Source organism: Pseudomonas sp. MPR-R2A5 (assembly GCF_058793055.1).
Genome location: NZ_JBXAFK010000011.1, coordinates 43,979 through 59,508, shown reverse-complemented (window position 1 = coordinate 59,508; position 15,530 = coordinate 43,979). Strand labels below are relative to the sequence as shown.

At 58.2% G+C, this 15,530-nt stretch carries 13 protein-coding genes; 4 read left to right on the top strand and 9 right to left on the bottom strand.

Annotation, left to right across the window (positions count from 1 at the left end; translation table 11 throughout):
* Window positions 1-7 precede the first annotated feature (7 nt).
* The gene (locus AC1Q6I_RS10855; RefSeq protein ID WP_102623955.1) at window positions 8-799 is read right to left on the bottom strand and encodes an enoyl-CoA hydratase/isomerase family protein; all 792 of its coding nucleotides are present in this window, start codon (window positions 797-799) and stop codon (window positions 8-10) included.
* A gap of 146 nt (window positions 800-945) precedes the next feature.
* Window positions 946-1,584: a TetR family transcriptional regulator C-terminal domain-containing protein gene (locus AC1Q6I_RS10850; RefSeq protein ID WP_024074530.1), complete on the bottom strand. Its 639-nt coding sequence runs from the start codon at window positions 1,582-1,584 to the stop codon at window positions 946-948.
* 256 nt (window positions 1,585-1,840) lie between these two features.
* On the opposite strand from AC1Q6I_RS10850, the gene dkgB reads away from it, so the two are divergent.
* Window positions 1,841-2,659 carry a 2,5-didehydrogluconate reductase DkgB gene (gene dkgB, locus AC1Q6I_RS10845; RefSeq protein WP_024074529.1) on the top strand — a complete coding sequence of 273 codons (819 nt, stop codon included), beginning with the start codon at window positions 1,841-1,843 and terminating at the stop codon, window positions 2,657-2,659.
* On the opposite strand, the gene AC1Q6I_RS10840 is transcribed toward dkgB, so the two are convergent.
* From AC1Q6I_RS10840 to AC1Q6I_RS10810, 7 genes are all read right to left on the bottom strand, one after another.
* A complete protein-coding gene (locus tag AC1Q6I_RS10840; protein WP_024074528.1) occupies window positions 2,656-3,078 on the bottom strand; it encodes an ANTAR domain-containing protein in 423 nt (140 codons plus the stop codon). The two genes, dkgB and AC1Q6I_RS10840, sit on opposite strands and share 4 nt — an antisense overlap.
* A 137-nt stretch (window positions 3,079-3,215) precedes the next feature.
* Window positions 3,216-6,833, bottom strand: a complete 3,618-nt coding sequence (locus AC1Q6I_RS10835) for a transporter substrate-binding domain-containing protein (RefSeq protein WP_069076234.1) — start codon at window positions 6,831-6,833, stop codon at window positions 3,216-3,218.
* A gap of 1 nt (window position 6,834) precedes the next feature.
* Entirely contained in the window at window positions 6,835-7,461 is a 627-nt protein-coding gene (locus AC1Q6I_RS10830; protein WP_102623956.1) for a response regulator transcription factor, read from the bottom strand.
* Between the two features lie 304 nt (window positions 7,462-7,765).
* Window positions 7,766-8,482 carry an MgtC/SapB family protein gene (locus AC1Q6I_RS10825; protein WP_024074525.1) on the bottom strand — a complete coding sequence of 239 codons (717 nt, stop codon included), beginning with the start codon at window positions 8,480-8,482 and terminating at the stop codon, window positions 7,766-7,768.
* A 781-nt stretch (window positions 8,483-9,263) separates the two neighbouring features.
* On the bottom strand, window positions 9,264-9,869 hold the full coding sequence (locus tag AC1Q6I_RS10820) for a GNAT family N-acetyltransferase (protein ID WP_102623957.1): 606 nt from the start codon (window positions 9,867-9,869) through the stop codon (window positions 9,264-9,266).
* 6 nt (window positions 9,870-9,875) lie between these two features.
* Window positions 9,876-10,220: an FKBP-type peptidyl-prolyl cis-trans isomerase gene (locus AC1Q6I_RS10815; RefSeq protein ID WP_069076237.1), complete on the bottom strand. Its 345-nt coding sequence runs from the start codon at window positions 10,218-10,220 to the stop codon at window positions 9,876-9,878.
* A 383-nt stretch (window positions 10,221-10,603) separates the two neighbouring features.
* Window positions 10,604-10,855 (bottom strand): hypothetical protein, encoded by a 252-nt coding sequence (locus AC1Q6I_RS10810; protein WP_069076238.1) that lies wholly within the window; start codon window positions 10,853-10,855, stop codon window positions 10,604-10,606.
* 425 nt (window positions 10,856-11,280) lie between these two features.
* Here AC1Q6I_RS10810 and AC1Q6I_RS10805 point away from each other — a divergent pair, with 425 nt between their 5' ends.
* The 3 genes from AC1Q6I_RS10805 to AC1Q6I_RS10795 all read left to right on the top strand — a co-directional run bounded on the left by AC1Q6I_RS10805 (window position 11,281) and on the right by AC1Q6I_RS10795 (window position 15,417).
* Window positions 11,281-13,230: a flavin monoamine oxidase family protein gene (locus AC1Q6I_RS10805; RefSeq protein ID WP_102623958.1), complete on the top strand. Its 1,950-nt coding sequence runs from the start codon at window positions 11,281-11,283 to the stop codon at window positions 13,228-13,230.
* A gap of 115 nt (window positions 13,231-13,345) precedes the next feature.
* Window positions 13,346-14,233 (top strand): nitrilase family protein, encoded by an 888-nt coding sequence (locus AC1Q6I_RS10800; protein ID WP_024074520.1) that lies wholly within the window; start codon window positions 13,346-13,348, stop codon window positions 14,231-14,233.
* A gap of 14 nt (window positions 14,234-14,247) precedes the next feature.
* Entirely contained in the window at window positions 14,248-15,417 is a 1,170-nt protein-coding gene (locus AC1Q6I_RS10795) for a hypothetical protein (protein WP_172831351.1), read from the top strand.
* Window positions 15,418-15,530 lie beyond the last annotated feature (113 nt).

Here is a 15,530-nt window from a genome sequence, read left to right as displayed (position 1 = left end):
CTTGTTGTTATTGGCCGCAGAAGTTCGCCGGGCGTTTTTCCAGGGAGGCGCGCAAGGCTTCGGCACCATCGACACTGCGCCCACACAACAGGCCTGCCGCGCGTTCTGCCTGGAGTTGCTCGGGCAGGCTGCGGTGGGCGCCCTCACGGATCAACGTCTTGGTCAGGGCGAAGGCGAGGGTCGGGCCGTTGGCCAGGCGCGTCGCCAGATCGAGGGTGCGGGCGTGCAGTTGATCGTCAGCGACCACTTCGCCCACCAGCCCTGCCGCCAGGGCGCGATCGGCGCTCCACAGCTCGTCAAGGAACAGCAGCCGCTTGGCTTGTTCGCTGCCAATCAGGCGCGGCAAGTGCCAGCTGGCACCGGCGTCCGGGGAGTAGGCCATGCTGGTGTAACCGGCCTTGAAGCGCGCCGCTTGGCCGGCGATGCGCAGGTCGCAACACAGGGTCAGGTCCATGCCGGCGCCGACGGCGGTGCCGTTGATCGCGGCAATCGTAGGTTTGTCGAGGGTGTGCAGGCGGGTCATCAGGGCGTGAGCGGTTTCGGTCCAACCGTAGGTTTCCAGGGCACCACGAGCATCTGCCTCGGCCCATTCGGCGAGGTCGGCGCCGGCGCAGAAGCTGCGACCGCTGCCGGTCAATACCACCGCGCGCACAGCCGGGTCGCGGTGGAAGCCGTCGAGCAAGGCCTGCAGGTATTTGAGCGTAGGGATATTCAATGCATTGCGCTGGGGACCCCGATTAAGGGTGATCCAGGCAATGCCGGCTTGCACTTGGGTGAGCACGGGCGCGTCGGCAGTCATGGCTTCCTCGAATTATTTTAATTGGCTTGAGGGGTGCGACATGGGGCGATACTAAACGAGTGTTCAGCAAGGTTGCAATTGGCAGACTGTAAAATTTTCCAAAGGCCAATACCCACCCGGACATTGCATCCAGGCGGCGCGAAAACTCAGGGTTTGAGCAGGTAGCGCTGGCGACCGGCGCCTTGCAGGCCGTCGACCCAGGCTTCACAGATCTGGATGCCCTGCTCCGGCGTGAAGGTGCCGGGGTTGAGCCCCGACTCCAGCCACAGCCCGTCAAGCAAGGCACTCAGGCCGATGGCCGCAAGGTCGGCGTCGAACGGCTCCCACCCCTCCTCCCGGGCCATGTCGGCCAGGGCTGAACGCATGATGGTGCGGTACTCGGCATAGGAATGTTCGTGGGCCAGGTTGATGGCCGGCGCAGTCTTGACCGCGCCCCAGAACACCAGCCAGGCGTCGAGCAATTGCGGGTCGAGCAGCTCGGCGGAAAACGAGCCACGGAACAACGCCGACAACCGCTCACGGGGGCTGGACGGGGCCTTGGCCATGGTCTCGCGCAGCAGGTCCATGACCTGGCCGGTGACGGTGCGGTAGGCCTCGGCCACCAACTCATCCTTGCCGGAGTAGTGATGGCTGATCAGCCCCACCGATACCCCGGCCTCGGCGCTGATCTTGCGGATCGAAGCGCCCTGGAAACCATCGCGCTTGAGACAGGTGAGCGTGGCCTGGACCAGATGGGCCTTGCGCAACTCCGGGTCCATCCGGGAGAAACGGGTTTCCTGGGTCATGGGGGTATCCTTCGGTTGAGTCGGCCGCACGACTCTACATCAGTCGCGGTAGCCCGGCGACAGCCGATCCAGCGTGCGCAGCAACGCCGCCCACGCTTGTCGCCCAGGGCCACGGCTCACGCCCTTGCCCACCCATCAACCGGAAATGCTGCATTCGTGACTTGCAGTCAAGACTCCTTTTCGGATTCAACGGTTTTTCCGAAGGAACGACGGGCGGATACTCGGCGCCATTGTTTACCCCCTTCAGGAGTCACTGATGTCTATCCCCACGCACACCGTACCCGCCTTCGGCCTCGGCACCTTCCGCCTGCAAGGCCAGGTGGTGATCGACTCGGTCAGCACCGGCCTTGAACTGGGCTATCGCGCCATCGACACCGCGCAAATCTACGAAAACGAAGCCGACGTCGGCCAGGCGATCGCCAACAGCGGCATCCCCCGTGAAGAGCTGTTCCTCACCAGCAAGATCTGGATCGCCAATTTCGCCGAAGGCCAGTTGATCCCGAGCCTCCAGGAGAGCCTGCGCAAGCTCAAGACCGATTATCTGGACCTGACATTGATCCACTGGCCATCGCCGGAAGACCAGGTACCCGTCGCCGAATTCATGGGCCAGTTGCTGGAAGCCAAGCGCCTGGGCCTGACGCGCCAGATCGGGATTTCCAACTTCACCATCGACTTGATGAAGCAGGCCATCGCGGCGGTCGGCGCCGACAACATCGCCACCAATCAAATTGAACTGCACCCCTACCTGCAAAACCGCAAGGTGGTGGCGTTCGCGACAGCCCAGGGTATCCCGCTCACCTCCTACATGACCCTGGCCTACGGCGAGGTGCTGAAAGACCCGGTGATCCAGCAGATCGCCGAACGCCACCATGCGACCCCGGCGCAAGTAACCCTGGCGTGGGCCATGCAGAGCGGCTATGCAGTGATCCCATCGTCGACCAAGCGCGCCAATCTGGAGAGCAACCTCAAGGCCCTGGAGCTGACCTTGAGCGATGCCGACATGGCACAGATTGCTGGGCTGGAGCGCGGCCATCGCCTGACCAGCCCCAAGGGCATCGCACCGAAGTGGGACTAGACCCCAGCCACCGGCACGCGGGACAACTCCCGCAGCCACGGCAATACCCGAAGGCCCGTAGTGGCCTCGGGTGGATCAATGATGTCCATGAAATGTTCAAGGTTGATGGGGTCCGGCACGCCGGGCAGGCGAACCAGCACCGCCGGTGTGGCGCCGGTCGGTTGGCCCAGGTCCTGGTGGTCGTAGACCAGCACATGGCGTACCTGGGGTTGCGGCTCGCTGGCATGGGCCGCCAGCCCCGCATTGATGATCAGCACATCAAAGGGCTCGGCCGGAATGGCGGTGAGAATCTTGACTTCTTCGAAGGTCTGCACCGGAACGATCCGGTGGTACCCCAGCTGATTGAGCATTTTTTCGATGTATAGGCGTTGCAGGTGCTGTTCATCGGCAATAAGGATAGTCAGTGCTTTATTCGGCATGGCGAACCCCTGGCAGTCAGTCAGTGCTCGTCAGTGAGCGCCGCCCATTTTCCAGACATATCCCGAAGACAAAATCAGGCATATTCCCTCTTCACGTAGGATTTCTCCCAAACCCACCGAGTGGCACTCAACCCCAGTCAAGGCTGATTGCAATAACGGCTCAGATGCTGATGCAAATCACCGATCGCTTCCCCGACCGCTTGCGTCGCCGCCTCCAGTGCAGTGTGATCGCGCTGCTCACACACCCTCTCCAGCGTCTCGCAGACCTCGATCAGCGCCTGTGCCTTGACCATCCGCGCGCCACCCTTGGCGCGGTGCGCAAGGTCGTGCAGCCCGGAAAAGTCAGCCTGGTGCTGCAGGGACGACAACCGTGCACGATCGGTTTCCAAACTCTCGAGTAACGGTATCAATAGCTCTTTCAGGGCGGCGTGATCATCGCCCGTCAAGGCGATCAGCGCGCTCAGATCAAACAGGGGTTCAGCCTCCGGCGGGGAAAAGCTGGCGCTGCGCACGGCCAACGCCGCGCGTAAATCTTCCAGGCCGGTGGGCTTGAACAGGCATCCGTCCATGCCCGCCTGGCGACAACGCTCGACCTCCTCAGGCTGGGCATTGGCGGTAAACCCCAGCAGCAGGCACGGCACCAACCCACGCTCACGCTCTTGCGCACGAATATCCCGCGCCAATGTGTAACCGTCCTTCAGGGGCATATTGCAATCGGTGATCACTCCGTCGAAGTGACCGGTCTGCCACAGCGCAAGCCCCTGTACGCCGTCTTCCGCCGTGGTAATGCGATGCCCGAGGAAACTCAATTGCCGAGTCAGCAGCACGCGATTGGCCGGGTAGTCATCCACCACCAGGATGCTCAAGGCACACGCCGGCGGCAGGTGCGCGGCGGGTGCCAACCCCGGGGCCGGCATGGCGTCGGTGGTGACCAGTGGCAGGCTCACATCCACCCGTGTGCCCTGCCCCAGCACGCTGGTCAAGTGCAATTGCCCCCCCATCATTTCGCACAAGTTACGGCTGATCACCAACCCCAGGCCAGACCCGCTGCGCGCCGATTGCTCAGTGTTGCTACCTTGGATAAACGGGTTGAACAAGCGCTGCTGGTCTTCGGCACTGATACCGATACCGGTGTCCTGCACCCAGAGTTTGAGGGTCAGTTGCTCACCCGCTAACAGCCCTTGAGCGCCGAGCTGCACCTGGCCTTGGGCGGTGAACTTGATGGCATTGCTCAACAGGTTCGACACCACCTGCTTGAAGCGCAGCGGGTCGATCAGCACCGGGCGATCGAGCGCCGGATCGAGCTCCACTTTCAACGCCAGGCCCTTGGCTCGCGCCAGCCCTTCGAACACCCGCGCCACCGACGCCAGCAACTCATGCAGGTTGGCCGGCGCCTGGTCCAGGGACAGATGGCCGGACTCGATGCGGGCAATATCGAGAATGTCGCCAATCAACTCCAACATGCCGCGCGAAGCCACCGACGCCACCTCCAGCGCATCACGGTCGGCCCGGCCCTGCTCAGCGTTTTTCAGGGCCAGCTCGATCATGCCGATCACTGCGTTCATCGGCGTGCGGATCTCATGGCTCATCGTTGCCAGGAAGGTGGTCTTGGCGCGGTTGGCGGCGTCGGCTTCGTCCTTGGCTTCCTGCAACTGGCCGAGCAGGCGCTGGCGTTCGCTCACGTCCACCCAGCCGGCGATCATGCCCACCACATGGTCGTCGCCATCACGATACGGCAACATCCATTGATAAATGGTCAGGACCTCACCACTGGGCACCCGGAGTATGCGGTCATGAATCTGCGGCTCGCCCCGCGCCATCAGCCGCAGGTAATCGTCATGATAGGACTGGGCTTGCGGCCGATTACCCGTATCGGTTTCCACCACGGTCTTGCCGATCACGTCTTCCAGCTTGAAGCCGAATACCTCGAGGTAGGCGTTATTGCAGGCCATCAACCGCCCCTGGCGATCGCGCACATAAATCGGATGGGGCGTACCGTCGATCAATACACTCATAAAGCGCATCTGGTCGCTCAACGCCCGTTCGGCCTGGACCCGCTTGCGAATCAGATTGCGCAGGTACATGGCCCAGCCCAGGGTGACCAGCAACAACAATGCGGCCAGCCCGAACCCCTGGATGATTGCATTGCGATGGCGCAGCCAATAGCTGTCTTCGATGATCACTTCACTGCGCCAATGGTTGGTCAGTTCGTCCATTTCCTCGGGCGTGATGCTCAACAACGCCTTGTCGAGGATCGAGTACAGCTCCAACTGGCTACGGTTCACGCCAAAGGTGATGCGTGCCGGTTCGGCGCCGACCGTGCTGGTCACCCGCAGGCGGTCGCGGTAATAGCGCGCGATCATGTAGCGCGCGCTGATCAATGACAGCACGGTCGCGTCGGCGGCGCCGCTGGCCACCATCGCCATGGCTTGTTCAGGGTTCTCGGTGTCGACGAACTCGACGCGCGGGAAGTCGCGGGCAATACGCTCGCCCAGCGTATTGCCTCCGATAAAGGCCAGGCGTTTTCCAGCCATGTCCTCCAGGGTGAGCGGGCTTTTTCCATCAAGACGGCTGACCAGCACATAGGGATTGGTCAGGTAAGGTCGGGTAAAACGGACCTTTTCGGCGCGCTCATTGCTGGGGGTGATCACCGCGATCATATCCACGTCGCCCATGCTGGCCGCGTCGATCTGGCGAGGCAGCGAACTGCCTTTCACCACATCGAATTTCAAGCCGGTGCGCAGGCTGATCCGCGACAGCACTTCGGCGCTCAACCCCTCGAATTCGCCCTTGGCATTGAAAAACGACAGAGGCAGGAACTTGTCGAGCACCGCGACTTTCACTCGGGGATGTTTCTCCAGCCAGCGTTGCTCACCCCGGCTCAGGCGCAGCCGGTCGGCCTCCAGGAAACCACTGCTGCCCGCACTCCAGCGGCGCAGGATCTCCAACTGCGTATTGACGGGGATGGTCGCCAGTGCCGCATTAAGGATGCGCAGCAATCGATCATCGCCCCTGGCCACGGCAAACGCGAACGGGTTGACCTCCAGGGCGGAAAAATCCGCCATGCGCACATTGTTGAGGTGGTTCTTGCTGATCAGATACCGGGTGCTGATGGCATCGCCCAGGTACACATCCGCTTGCTCGAAGGCTACGGCGCCAATGGCTTCGAAGGTCGAGGCAAACAGCTGCAGGTGGGCCCGAGGGTAAAACGCCTGCACGGCGGCGGGCTGCATGTAGTGATAGAGCATGGCCACGCGCTTGCCGGCCAGGTCGGCACTCAGGGCCTGGCTGTCCCCGGTACGCGTGACCAGGGTCGGCTGATCATTGGCATAGGAGCGCGACAGCACCAGTTGCGGGTCTGCGGCCTCGTAACCATTGGCCGAACCGAGGAAATCCACCTGGCCTTGCTTAAGGGCTTCGATCACCTCATCGCGCGTGTCATAGCGCCGGACCTCGACGGTGATATTCAGCGCCTGGGCCACCAGCGCCGCATAATCGGCGGTAATCCCCTCAAGCTCGTCATTATTGTTGCTCAGGTCGAACGGCGCGTAGTCCGGCGCGGAGACGCCCATCAACACGCTGCGCCGCTCGCGCAGCCAGCGCCAATCGGCTTCGTCCAGCTCAACGCCGGGGTTTTCAAGGTGGGAGTGGCCCAGCAGCCGCAACGGGTGCGCTTCATCCAGGGCCACCGCGAACAGGGGCAACAGGGCCGCCAACAGAATGGCCGCGAGTCGGGCAAACGCGGAGGCGATCATTTCAAATCAGATGATTGCGCTGGGCAAATTTGGACAGATGCACCACCGATGACATACGCAGTTTCTCCTTGAGACGCGTCTTGTAGGTGCTTATGGTCTTGTGGCTCAGCAGCATGTCGTCGGCGATTTCCTTGTTGCCCAGGCCCAGGGCCAGTTTCTGCAACACCGTCAACTCACGATCCGAGAGCGCCTCCACCATGGCTTGCTCGGTAGATTGCAAATCATCGCGCCGTACCGAACTGGTGGGCAAGCTGGGGAAGCAGCTGTAGTTGGACATCACCGCCTTGATAGCCTTCTGCAGTTCGTCCAGCTCGCCGGTCTTGGCGACAAACCCCATGGCCCCGGCGCGCATGCAGCGGGTGGAAAAAAACACCGCCAGGTAGGAGGTCAGCACAAGGATCTTGCACGGCAGGCCAAGCGCCTTGATCCGAGCGATCACCTCCAGCCCGCCCAGCTTCGGCATTGCCAGGTCGAGGATCACCAGATCCGGGCGCCCTTCCCTGGCCTTCTGCACAGCATCTGCACCGTTGCCCGCCTCATCGATCTCAGTAAAGCCTTCCTGCTTCAACAGATACCGGACCGTGGCCCGGATAAACGGATGATCATCGACAATTAACGCTTTACTCATATAACTCCCCTGGGAGGACAAAGTACGCTGACACATCACACGGGACTCGGGTACCTGTGAGAAATGACAGTTCCGACAAGCGGTACTGCCTTTCCCCTCAGGACGCCAGCCAGGCAGTGCCTGGTCCCTTCAATTGAAAAACACCTTGACCCTATAAAGCCGTACCTTTGCCGCCGGCCAGCCGCAAGCGCGCAACCTTAGCAATGAGGTGGCGTATTATTTGAAGGGATACTCCTGACTGAATGTAGGACTTTTCCTCACAAAAAAGCATAGCCCCGTGGGCCTGGCTATGCCTGGCGGGGGGTCAGTCAGTGGTACTCGGGCTCCAGAAGGCCTGTACCACCAGCGTCGAGGTGGAAATGCGCGCAACCAGGGCATCCAGCTCGTCGCCGTCTACCGAGGTGGCCACCAGCGTGGCCTCGATTTCCACTTCGTCGCTGCCGAACGGCCGGACGTCGACGTCGCTGGCCGGGTAGTTGCAGCGCGCCAATTCGGCCTCCAGCAAAACCATGACTGCCTGCTGCTGGCTACGCCGCGCAATGACATAGAGGATATTGGTCACCTCCGCCGACACCACGTCCAACGGCTGGCGGTTGATGTTGTTCACGATCGGGCGCAGCAACGTGTTGGCCGCCAGTACAAACAGCGTCCCCAGCAGCGCTTCGAGGATCAGGTCGGCGCCGGCACATGCCCCCACCGCCGCCGAGGCCCAAAGCGTGGCGGCGGTGTTGAGCCCGCGCACATTGCCTTCTTCGCGCATGATCACGCCGGCACCCAGAAAGCCGATACCCGATACCACATACGCGACCACTCGCACCGCGCCCTCCGCGCCGCCCAGGCGGTTGGCCATGTCGACAAATATCGCTGCGCCCACCGCCACCAGCACATTGGTGCGCAACCCCGCCGTACGCTGGCGATATTGGCGCTCGAAGCCGATCAGCCCACCGAGGATAAACGCGGCGGTGAGGCTGACCAGGGTATCGATCAGGGAATTGAGGTTGATGTTGTTGATTGCCTGCATAAAAAACTCCATGAATGCCTGAGCAAATTGAAACCACCGTTGCTCCCGGTGGAGGCCCGTCAGCCGTCCCCCACCAGGGCCAGGGGTGGTCGATACAGCGTGTTACTGCCAGCCAAACTTACGGATGCGGCCCCCCTTTACTGCCGGGGCCAGGCCCCTATACGCCAGCAGAATCAGCGGCAGGAACACAACGTACAGCGACGGCAGCGCCTGTAATGCCAGGCGACGGAAGTGCCGGGCGATATGCCGGGTCTCGCAGGAAGCCGGCGAAAAACGCTTTCAACAGAGTGAGGTTCATGGTGTGACTCCTGCGTGAGGAAAAAACCGTCATGCAGGTACTGCCCATCCGCGCCACGCCTGTCAGACAGGCATAGCCGGCGGGGCCCGCCTGCCGTAACAGGCAGGCGCGTCCGTAGCATCCCGAGTCAACTCAGGTGCAGGTCAGCGTCGATGAGAGGGATCAGGCAGGCGCCAGGACTGGCCGCTGCCGGGATGCCGCTTCTCGCTAGGTGGCGAGACAACGGCATCTGGAAAATGCGCGTTACCTTGCCAAGTATGGGCCGGTTACCGAGACCGGCTGACAACTGTCACTCGAACAAGTACCCACTGAGGGTCTCCGCTATTGATGAAAACGCGCGAAGCTTACGCGCCGATTACAGGAGAGTAAACCGTAGGAAATTTTCCGCATGGGGAATAAGAATATTCTTCAGGACGGGTTCAGGAAGCGATTTTCAACCCTCCCCAAAGCCCGCTCCCACAATGGAAGAGTGGACCACCATGGCTACTGCGCATCGGCCCGGTCCCGCGCCACGCGCCTCAAGTAATCATCGACCTGCCCACCGGCCAGGGCCTTCACCTGGATCGCCACGCGGTTCACCTGGCGCCCCATCCTGATCCCCTCCCGAGTCCGCACCGTCACGTACCCCAGCTTGGGCCAGAAGCGCTCAGCCTTGGTATTGCCAAGTACCACGGTCAGCCGTAGCCACTCGGCGCCCTGTGTCACCGCCCATGCCTCAAGATCCACATGCAGCCGCTGCGCCAGCCCTGTGCCGTGCAGGCGCGAGTCCACCAGCAGCAAGCCGATATGCCACACGCCCAACGCGAGCAGGTCCGCGGCGATATTGACCACGGCGACGAGTTGGCCTTGCCCATCACGGTAGCCCAGCCAGTACATCCGGCGGCAGCGCCAGCCTGGCGGCAACTGGCCCTGCAGTTCCTCGCGGGCCTCGTTGGGCGTGGCTGGTTCACCGTTGACCGCCAGGAAGTAATCCGGCGCCTGCGCAAAAAACCGTTGCAGTTCAGCCTCATCGCGGCCCCGCAATTCAACCACCCGAATGCCCTCGATGGAGCAACCCGGTAACGCCTGTGGATCAACGTCCCTGTTCATGGCCTTTCAATCATCGCGCGTCAGTACTTCCAGCAATTCAATCTCAAAGCGCAAATCGCTATGGGGTTTGATATGCGCGCCCATCGAGCGCTCGCCGTAGGCCAGGTGCGCCGGCACGAACAACTGGCGCACGCCCCCCACCTGCATGCCCATCAGGCCCTGGTCCCAGCCCTTGATCACCCGCCCGGTGCCAATCACGCACTGGAACGGCTTGCCGCGCGCCCAGGACGAATCGAACACCGTGCCATCGACCAGGGTGCCAGTGTATTGGGTGGTGATCAGCGCGCCCTTGACCACGGCCTTGCCGGTGCCTGGGCGGATATCGGTGACTTGGAGGGTGTCGTCGCTCATGGAGGCTCTCGTTGAATGCGCAAAGGCTGGGGTTTTCCCAGAATCAAACGCGTTTGGCAAGGCTGATTGCCAGCCGCCCACTGCGCGAACGATGCACCAGCAAGGTCTCCCGTGGATACAGGCACGCGCTGTAAATGCAGCGGCTCCACGCGGGCGGGCTGCTTCGGCAACAGCGATGCAGCCTGCTCGAACAACTGTGGGCCGATCGCGCTCAGGTAACCCTCGACTTCACTGAACGAAGACGCGGGTCGATGGGTTGAACGTGCTCATGGCACTGGCTCCATGTTGATGAAAGAGGCATCAACATGGAGAGCGACAGGGGTTATTCGGTGTTAGACAGATAGCGTGCAATGCGCCCTTCACGACACCAGACACTCCCCTCCTCAAGGCTCGAGCATGGCCAAAAAGGTCTTCGACTTTGCCAGCATCCCCAGGTCCTGCAGTACATCATTGACGGCATCGAGGGTCCCCAGGTCCTCTGGACTGCCGGCCCCATCGACCACATGTTTCAACGCGGTCAAAAACGCCACCCTGCCCGAATCCATGCGGTCTGACTTGGTCATCTTGGACGAGATTCGCTTACGGGCAGCAGCCATTTTTTCCTCTAGATGAACGCTAAACTCATTTTTTGTCATGGCCAGGCTCCTTACTCATCTATGCGGTGGACACATGCACCAGCCTACGGTGGGTGTAAGGGCTTGCCTACTGTCAGAGTTCACAGGTCCATACCAGTTGGTTTTTAGATACGTAGCGTCGTGAGCGACTACGTTAATTGATAATAACGTGTCGAACACATTCCGTTGTGGCAAGGAGGCTTACTATCAGGAGCATGTCACGCCAACTACCCTTAATTGAATGGCATGTTGGTCCAGTCCCTCATAACAAGGTGTAAATCCCACTCATGGCTTTGCTTCCCGACCGTGACTTTCAGATCAAGTAGTTTTCACCTACAAAACAACGCGACCTTCCTTAGCCAAAAATTACAACCTGCCTATTCCCGCCCCGCAAAATCACGTTCACGCTGTAAAAAGCCAATCAATTATTAATGGACAACACCAAAATGACTATCGGATCAGACTTCAATTACCCTGCAGACATCGCCACAAAACTCCATAGAAAAAAACGCTCTTCCAAAAGTAAGTGGACGGCAACCTTTCCAAACCCACCAGATCTGTGTTTTGACTACCGCACTCTATTAGAACAAAAAAACGGAGTGGCACAAGCAACAGAGCCCCGTCATAAAATCTGTGTGATAGGCGCAGGAATTACAGGCCTAACAACCGCACGAGAATTACACAGGTGCGGGTTCACCCATATCACCCTGATTGAAAAATCAACGCGTATTGGCGGAAGACACCTTACGGCACTTGGAAGCAACAACACCAACACCCTTGGCAGACCCCCATTTGAAATGGGTGCAATGAGAATGCCTTTCTTCAACAAATCAAATGAACAACCAAAAGATGGGCGCTCGCTTATGGCGTATTACGCAAATGAGTTCGAACTGGCCCACTCAAATTTCCCGAACCCTGGTAGTCCATGGGTCCGATCAACTGGAATCTACCTCCAAGAAGGATGCATAGATGACAACGATCAACCAATAATGCTGATCTGGAAAAACACGGATGGAAGAACACCACCCCCAGGCAAGACCTTAGGGGTTGTCTTCGCAAAATGGACGGCATTCGCCGAGCACATGACATCAACAATCGCCCACTACTACGGCACTGACAAGTGGGAAGACTATTGGGCAGCTATCGTAAAGAGATACGAAGGCATTACATTTCGCGACCTTGTCAAAACACCAACGATTAACGCTTGGAACGCTAACGATCCTGGTAATTTTGGAGGTATGGGAATGACGGCAGAAGAATCAGCAATTTTTTACTCTATCGGAATCGGTGACGGTAGCTGGGGAGCATTCTATGACATATGTTCTCTTTATCCGATACGCACAGCCATATTCGGATTCAGCAGTCATCTCCAATTAATTCATGGGCGTGTAAATCCCGATGGCACGCCTATACCGTCCCCCTATTTGAATGCTCCTGAAGTTGTCGACTCAAAAGGACTAAAATTCAATAAGCCAAATTATATAGGCCTTGCATCTTTGGCAGAGTCTTTACTATTTATAAAACCGACCGAAACCCAGGAGTCTCTATACGAACACTTGATAAAACGAGAATCCGGATTACTCACCAGCAGTTCAGTAACGAAACTGGAAAAACTAAAAAACGGGCAAATCCGAGTTCACTACACCTGGCATCCCATTCAATCAAAAATCACAAACTCATATTTTATCGACTTCGACTCAGTGGTAATGACGCTACCTTCATGGATAATAGAGACGCAGATTCTTCTTGAAAACTTCAATCAGGACATGCTTCCATTTGAAATTATTGCAGCGTACAAAACCGCGCACTGGGAGACCAGTTGCAAGGTCTACGCCCCCCTCAAAAAAACGTTCCTATCAAATAACAAAAACATCCCACAAGCGATAGTTACCGACAGTTTCATACATGACGTATACACTTACCGCTACAACGAAAACAGCACCTATGATTGCATACTTCTCAGCTACACATGGGAAGATGACGCCACAAAATTGTCTTCATTCAGCGACAACGAACTCGTCGAAAAATGCATAAAAGAACTTGACAGAATCCTCCTGAAATCAACAAACATACAAGAACGAATATCTCCCTACATAGGGCACAAACAAGCACTTGTTCAACGCTGGATGAAAGACAAGCACTCCTTGGGTTGCGCAAAACTCTATCGTGCGGGCACGTATTATGACGCTGTCAGCCTTATGAAATACAACAGGGACTTTTCATACACGTCGGGACTGTATCTTTGCGGCGAGTCATTTTCCGTTGACGCGGGCTGGACAGAGCCATGCTTCAGAGGCGCTATAGACACAGTGATAAATATTTGCAACAAAACCCACGCAAACTTCAACGGCGATTTCACAATGCAAGATTACCCCGAGTATATAAATAAAAATTAAAGACTCAACAGAATCAGACTACATCACGACAGGAATCATCTGACTTCCATTTAAACACTTCATCACTTCTTATAAACATTCAACCATCCCGGTTGCATAATAAGAGGTCACCCCCATGCAAGAACCGACAAGCCCTACCCGCGTTGCTGTTATTCAATTTGCTCCGCAAGTCGGCGTTTTCAATAGAGCCGAAAACCTGCGTCAGAGCCTCGAACTAGCAAACGAAGCAGTGAACGGTGGCGCCAACCTGATCGTTCTGCCCGAACTCTCCAACTGCGGGTATTTTTTCTGCAGTCGCAAAGACGCGTTCGATCACGCTGAAGCGATACCGGACGGGCCAAGCGTGCGGGCGTGGATTGATTTTGCATGCAGGCATCAGGTTTATCTGGTGGCAGGCCTGAGTGAGATTGAAGGGGTGCAGTTGTTCAACACTGCCGTGCTGTTGGGACCCGACGGATTCATAGGCAAATATCGGAAAGCACATTTGTGGAACCTGGAAAAGCTTTGGTTCACTCCTGGCGATACAGGCTTTCCGGTATTTGAAACCCCGATCGGCCGAATCGGTCTGCTGATTTGTTGGGATATCTGGTTCCCGGAGGTGCCGCGAATTCTCAGCCAACAAGGCGCCGATATCATTTGCAGCCTGAACAACTGGGTGTGGACGCCACCACCGCTTTTTGACGAGGCAGGCAAATGCATGGCGTCGTACCTGACCATGACTGCAGCCCATGTAAACAACGTGTTTATCGCCGCAGCCAGCCGCATCGGTGAAGAACGGGATGCTCGCTACCTCGGATGCTCGTTGATTGCTGGAACCAACGGTTGGCCGATTGGCGCCGTAGCTTCGGCCAATCGGCAGGAAATTCTGTTTGCCGACATTGACCTCACGAGTGCCCGTAGCGCCCCTATATGGAACAGCCTCAATGACCTGCAACGGGACCGGCGCAATGACTTATACGATCAGATGCTCGGGTATTCCCGACACCCAGCCCTGCCGCGCTGATCAGAGGGGACGTCATGGAAACTTCATTTACCAAGACAGCTCGCCCCCGTTCGTGGACAGATATAACAGTCCTTAGCCTCGCGTTGACCAGCATTCTATTGGTGATATGGGTTGTATTCAGTTATCGGGGGTCATGGCCTGGATACGATGAGATGGTCGTCAGCTTGCCGCATCCAGCAGCCTGGCTGCGCTGGGTGCTGGGAGATATCAGCGAGGTTGCCTTCTACAAGCATGAACTTGCTTCACTTGGTCTATTAGGCGGTGCTTACCTGGCTTGGTGGGCGAGCAAGCGCAATAAAGCCTGGCAGGGTTTTCCCATTTCCTATGGCACTGGATTGTGGCCTTGGCTTGTGACCAGCTCCCTGTTAGGGCTGCTGTTGAGCAATCTGCTATGGGGTTGGAGCATCACGGCAGAAACATGGCAACCGACGTTTGCAGCATTCGTTTCGTTGCCGGCAGCGATGGTGCTGATGTTTGGCGGTGGCTGGAAGGTCACACTCAACGCCGCGGTGCTTGGGGCATTGCTGGTTACGCCGATGTGCTTGTTGATCGTCAACTTTGTATGCGTGCCACTCGGCTTGCCGGTGGTCATCGGTAATGTGCTGGGCATGGCGGTGGGCAGCGTCATCGCGTTCATGCTGCTTCGCCGAGCCCCCTCAATAGTGCGCTCGGATTACGTCGCCCCGACCAAACCATTGCCGACCAGTCCACCCACTTATGGTGTCGTATGGAGTCTGCGCCGAGTACTAGCAGACTTCTCCGAAGCACCATTCTTTGGGAATGAACTTGCCAGTCTTGGTCTGTTGGCGGGAGTGTTGCTGGCCTATGCCCTGAACCCCATGAGCCCGGCGTACGGATCGGGACTGGTGTTGCACATGGTCGCCGCACAGGCTCTGACGTCAGCGCTGGGTGTAGTGATATGGAGGCATCAATGGATCAAGCAAGGCTGGTATCCGACTTACGTTCCACTGGTCTCGGTGGTGCCTGCAGCAGTATTGACCCACGGCGGTAGCGGCGCCGTGATTGCCTTAAGTGCAACACTGGGTGCGTTAATCGCACCGCCGTTGGCGTGTGCTATCACCCAGCGGTTACCTGGACACTTTCACCCCTATATCGGCAATGTAATTTCAATGGCGATTAGTACGCTATTGGTTGTGCCTCTGATCGGTAAATTAATCACATAAGCTTGAGTGGTGAGGGGGGTCTACACCCCCCTCCCCTGAAATGGCGTAGATCCCCCCTGTCAGCAACCGACAGATCTTTACCGACCACATTGCCGAAGGTCCTGCTCGATCCT

Bases quoted from the DNA above. Each gene is read 5' to 3' on its own strand.
- AC1Q6I_RS10855 (WP_102623955.1), bottom strand. From the start codon at position 799: ATGACTGCCGACGCGCCCGTGCTCACCCAAGTGCAAGCCGGCATTGCC.
- AC1Q6I_RS10850 (WP_024074530.1), bottom strand. From the start codon at position 1,584: ATGACCCAGGAAACCCGTTTCTCCCGGATGGACCCGGAGTTGCGCAAG.
- dkgB (WP_024074529.1), top strand. From the start codon at position 1,841: ATGTCTATCCCCACGCACACCGTACCCGCCTTCGGCCTCGGCACCTTC.
- AC1Q6I_RS10840 (WP_024074528.1), bottom strand. From the start codon at position 3,078: ATGCCGAATAAAGCACTGACTATCCTTATTGCCGATGAACAGCACCTG.
- AC1Q6I_RS10835 (WP_069076234.1), bottom strand. From the start codon at position 6,833: ATGATCGCCTCCGCGTTTGCCCGACTCGCGGCCATTCTGTTGGCGGCC.
- AC1Q6I_RS10830 (WP_102623956.1), bottom strand. From the start codon at position 7,461: ATGAGTAAAGCGTTAATTGTCGATGATCATCCGTTTATCCGGGCCACG.
- AC1Q6I_RS10825 (WP_024074525.1), bottom strand. From the start codon at position 8,482: ATGCAGGCAATCAACAACATCAACCTCAATTCCCTGATCGATACCCTG.
- AC1Q6I_RS10820 (WP_102623957.1), bottom strand. From the start codon at position 9,869: ATGAACAGGGACGTTGATCCACAGGCGTTACCGGGTTGCTCCATCGAG.
- AC1Q6I_RS10815 (WP_069076237.1), bottom strand. From the start codon at position 10,220: ATGAGCGACGACACCCTCCAAGTCACCGATATCCGCCCAGGCACCGGC.
- AC1Q6I_RS10810 (WP_069076238.1), bottom strand. From the start codon at position 10,855: ATGACAAAAAATGAGTTTAGCGTTCATCTAGAGGAAAAAATGGCTGCT.
- AC1Q6I_RS10805 (WP_102623958.1), top strand. From the start codon at position 11,281: ATGACTATCGGATCAGACTTCAATTACCCTGCAGACATCGCCACAAAA.
- AC1Q6I_RS10800 (WP_024074520.1), top strand. From the start codon at position 13,346: ATGCAAGAACCGACAAGCCCTACCCGCGTTGCTGTTATTCAATTTGCT.
- AC1Q6I_RS10795 (WP_172831351.1), top strand. From the start codon at position 14,248: ATGGAAACTTCATTTACCAAGACAGCTCGCCCCCGTTCGTGGACAGAT.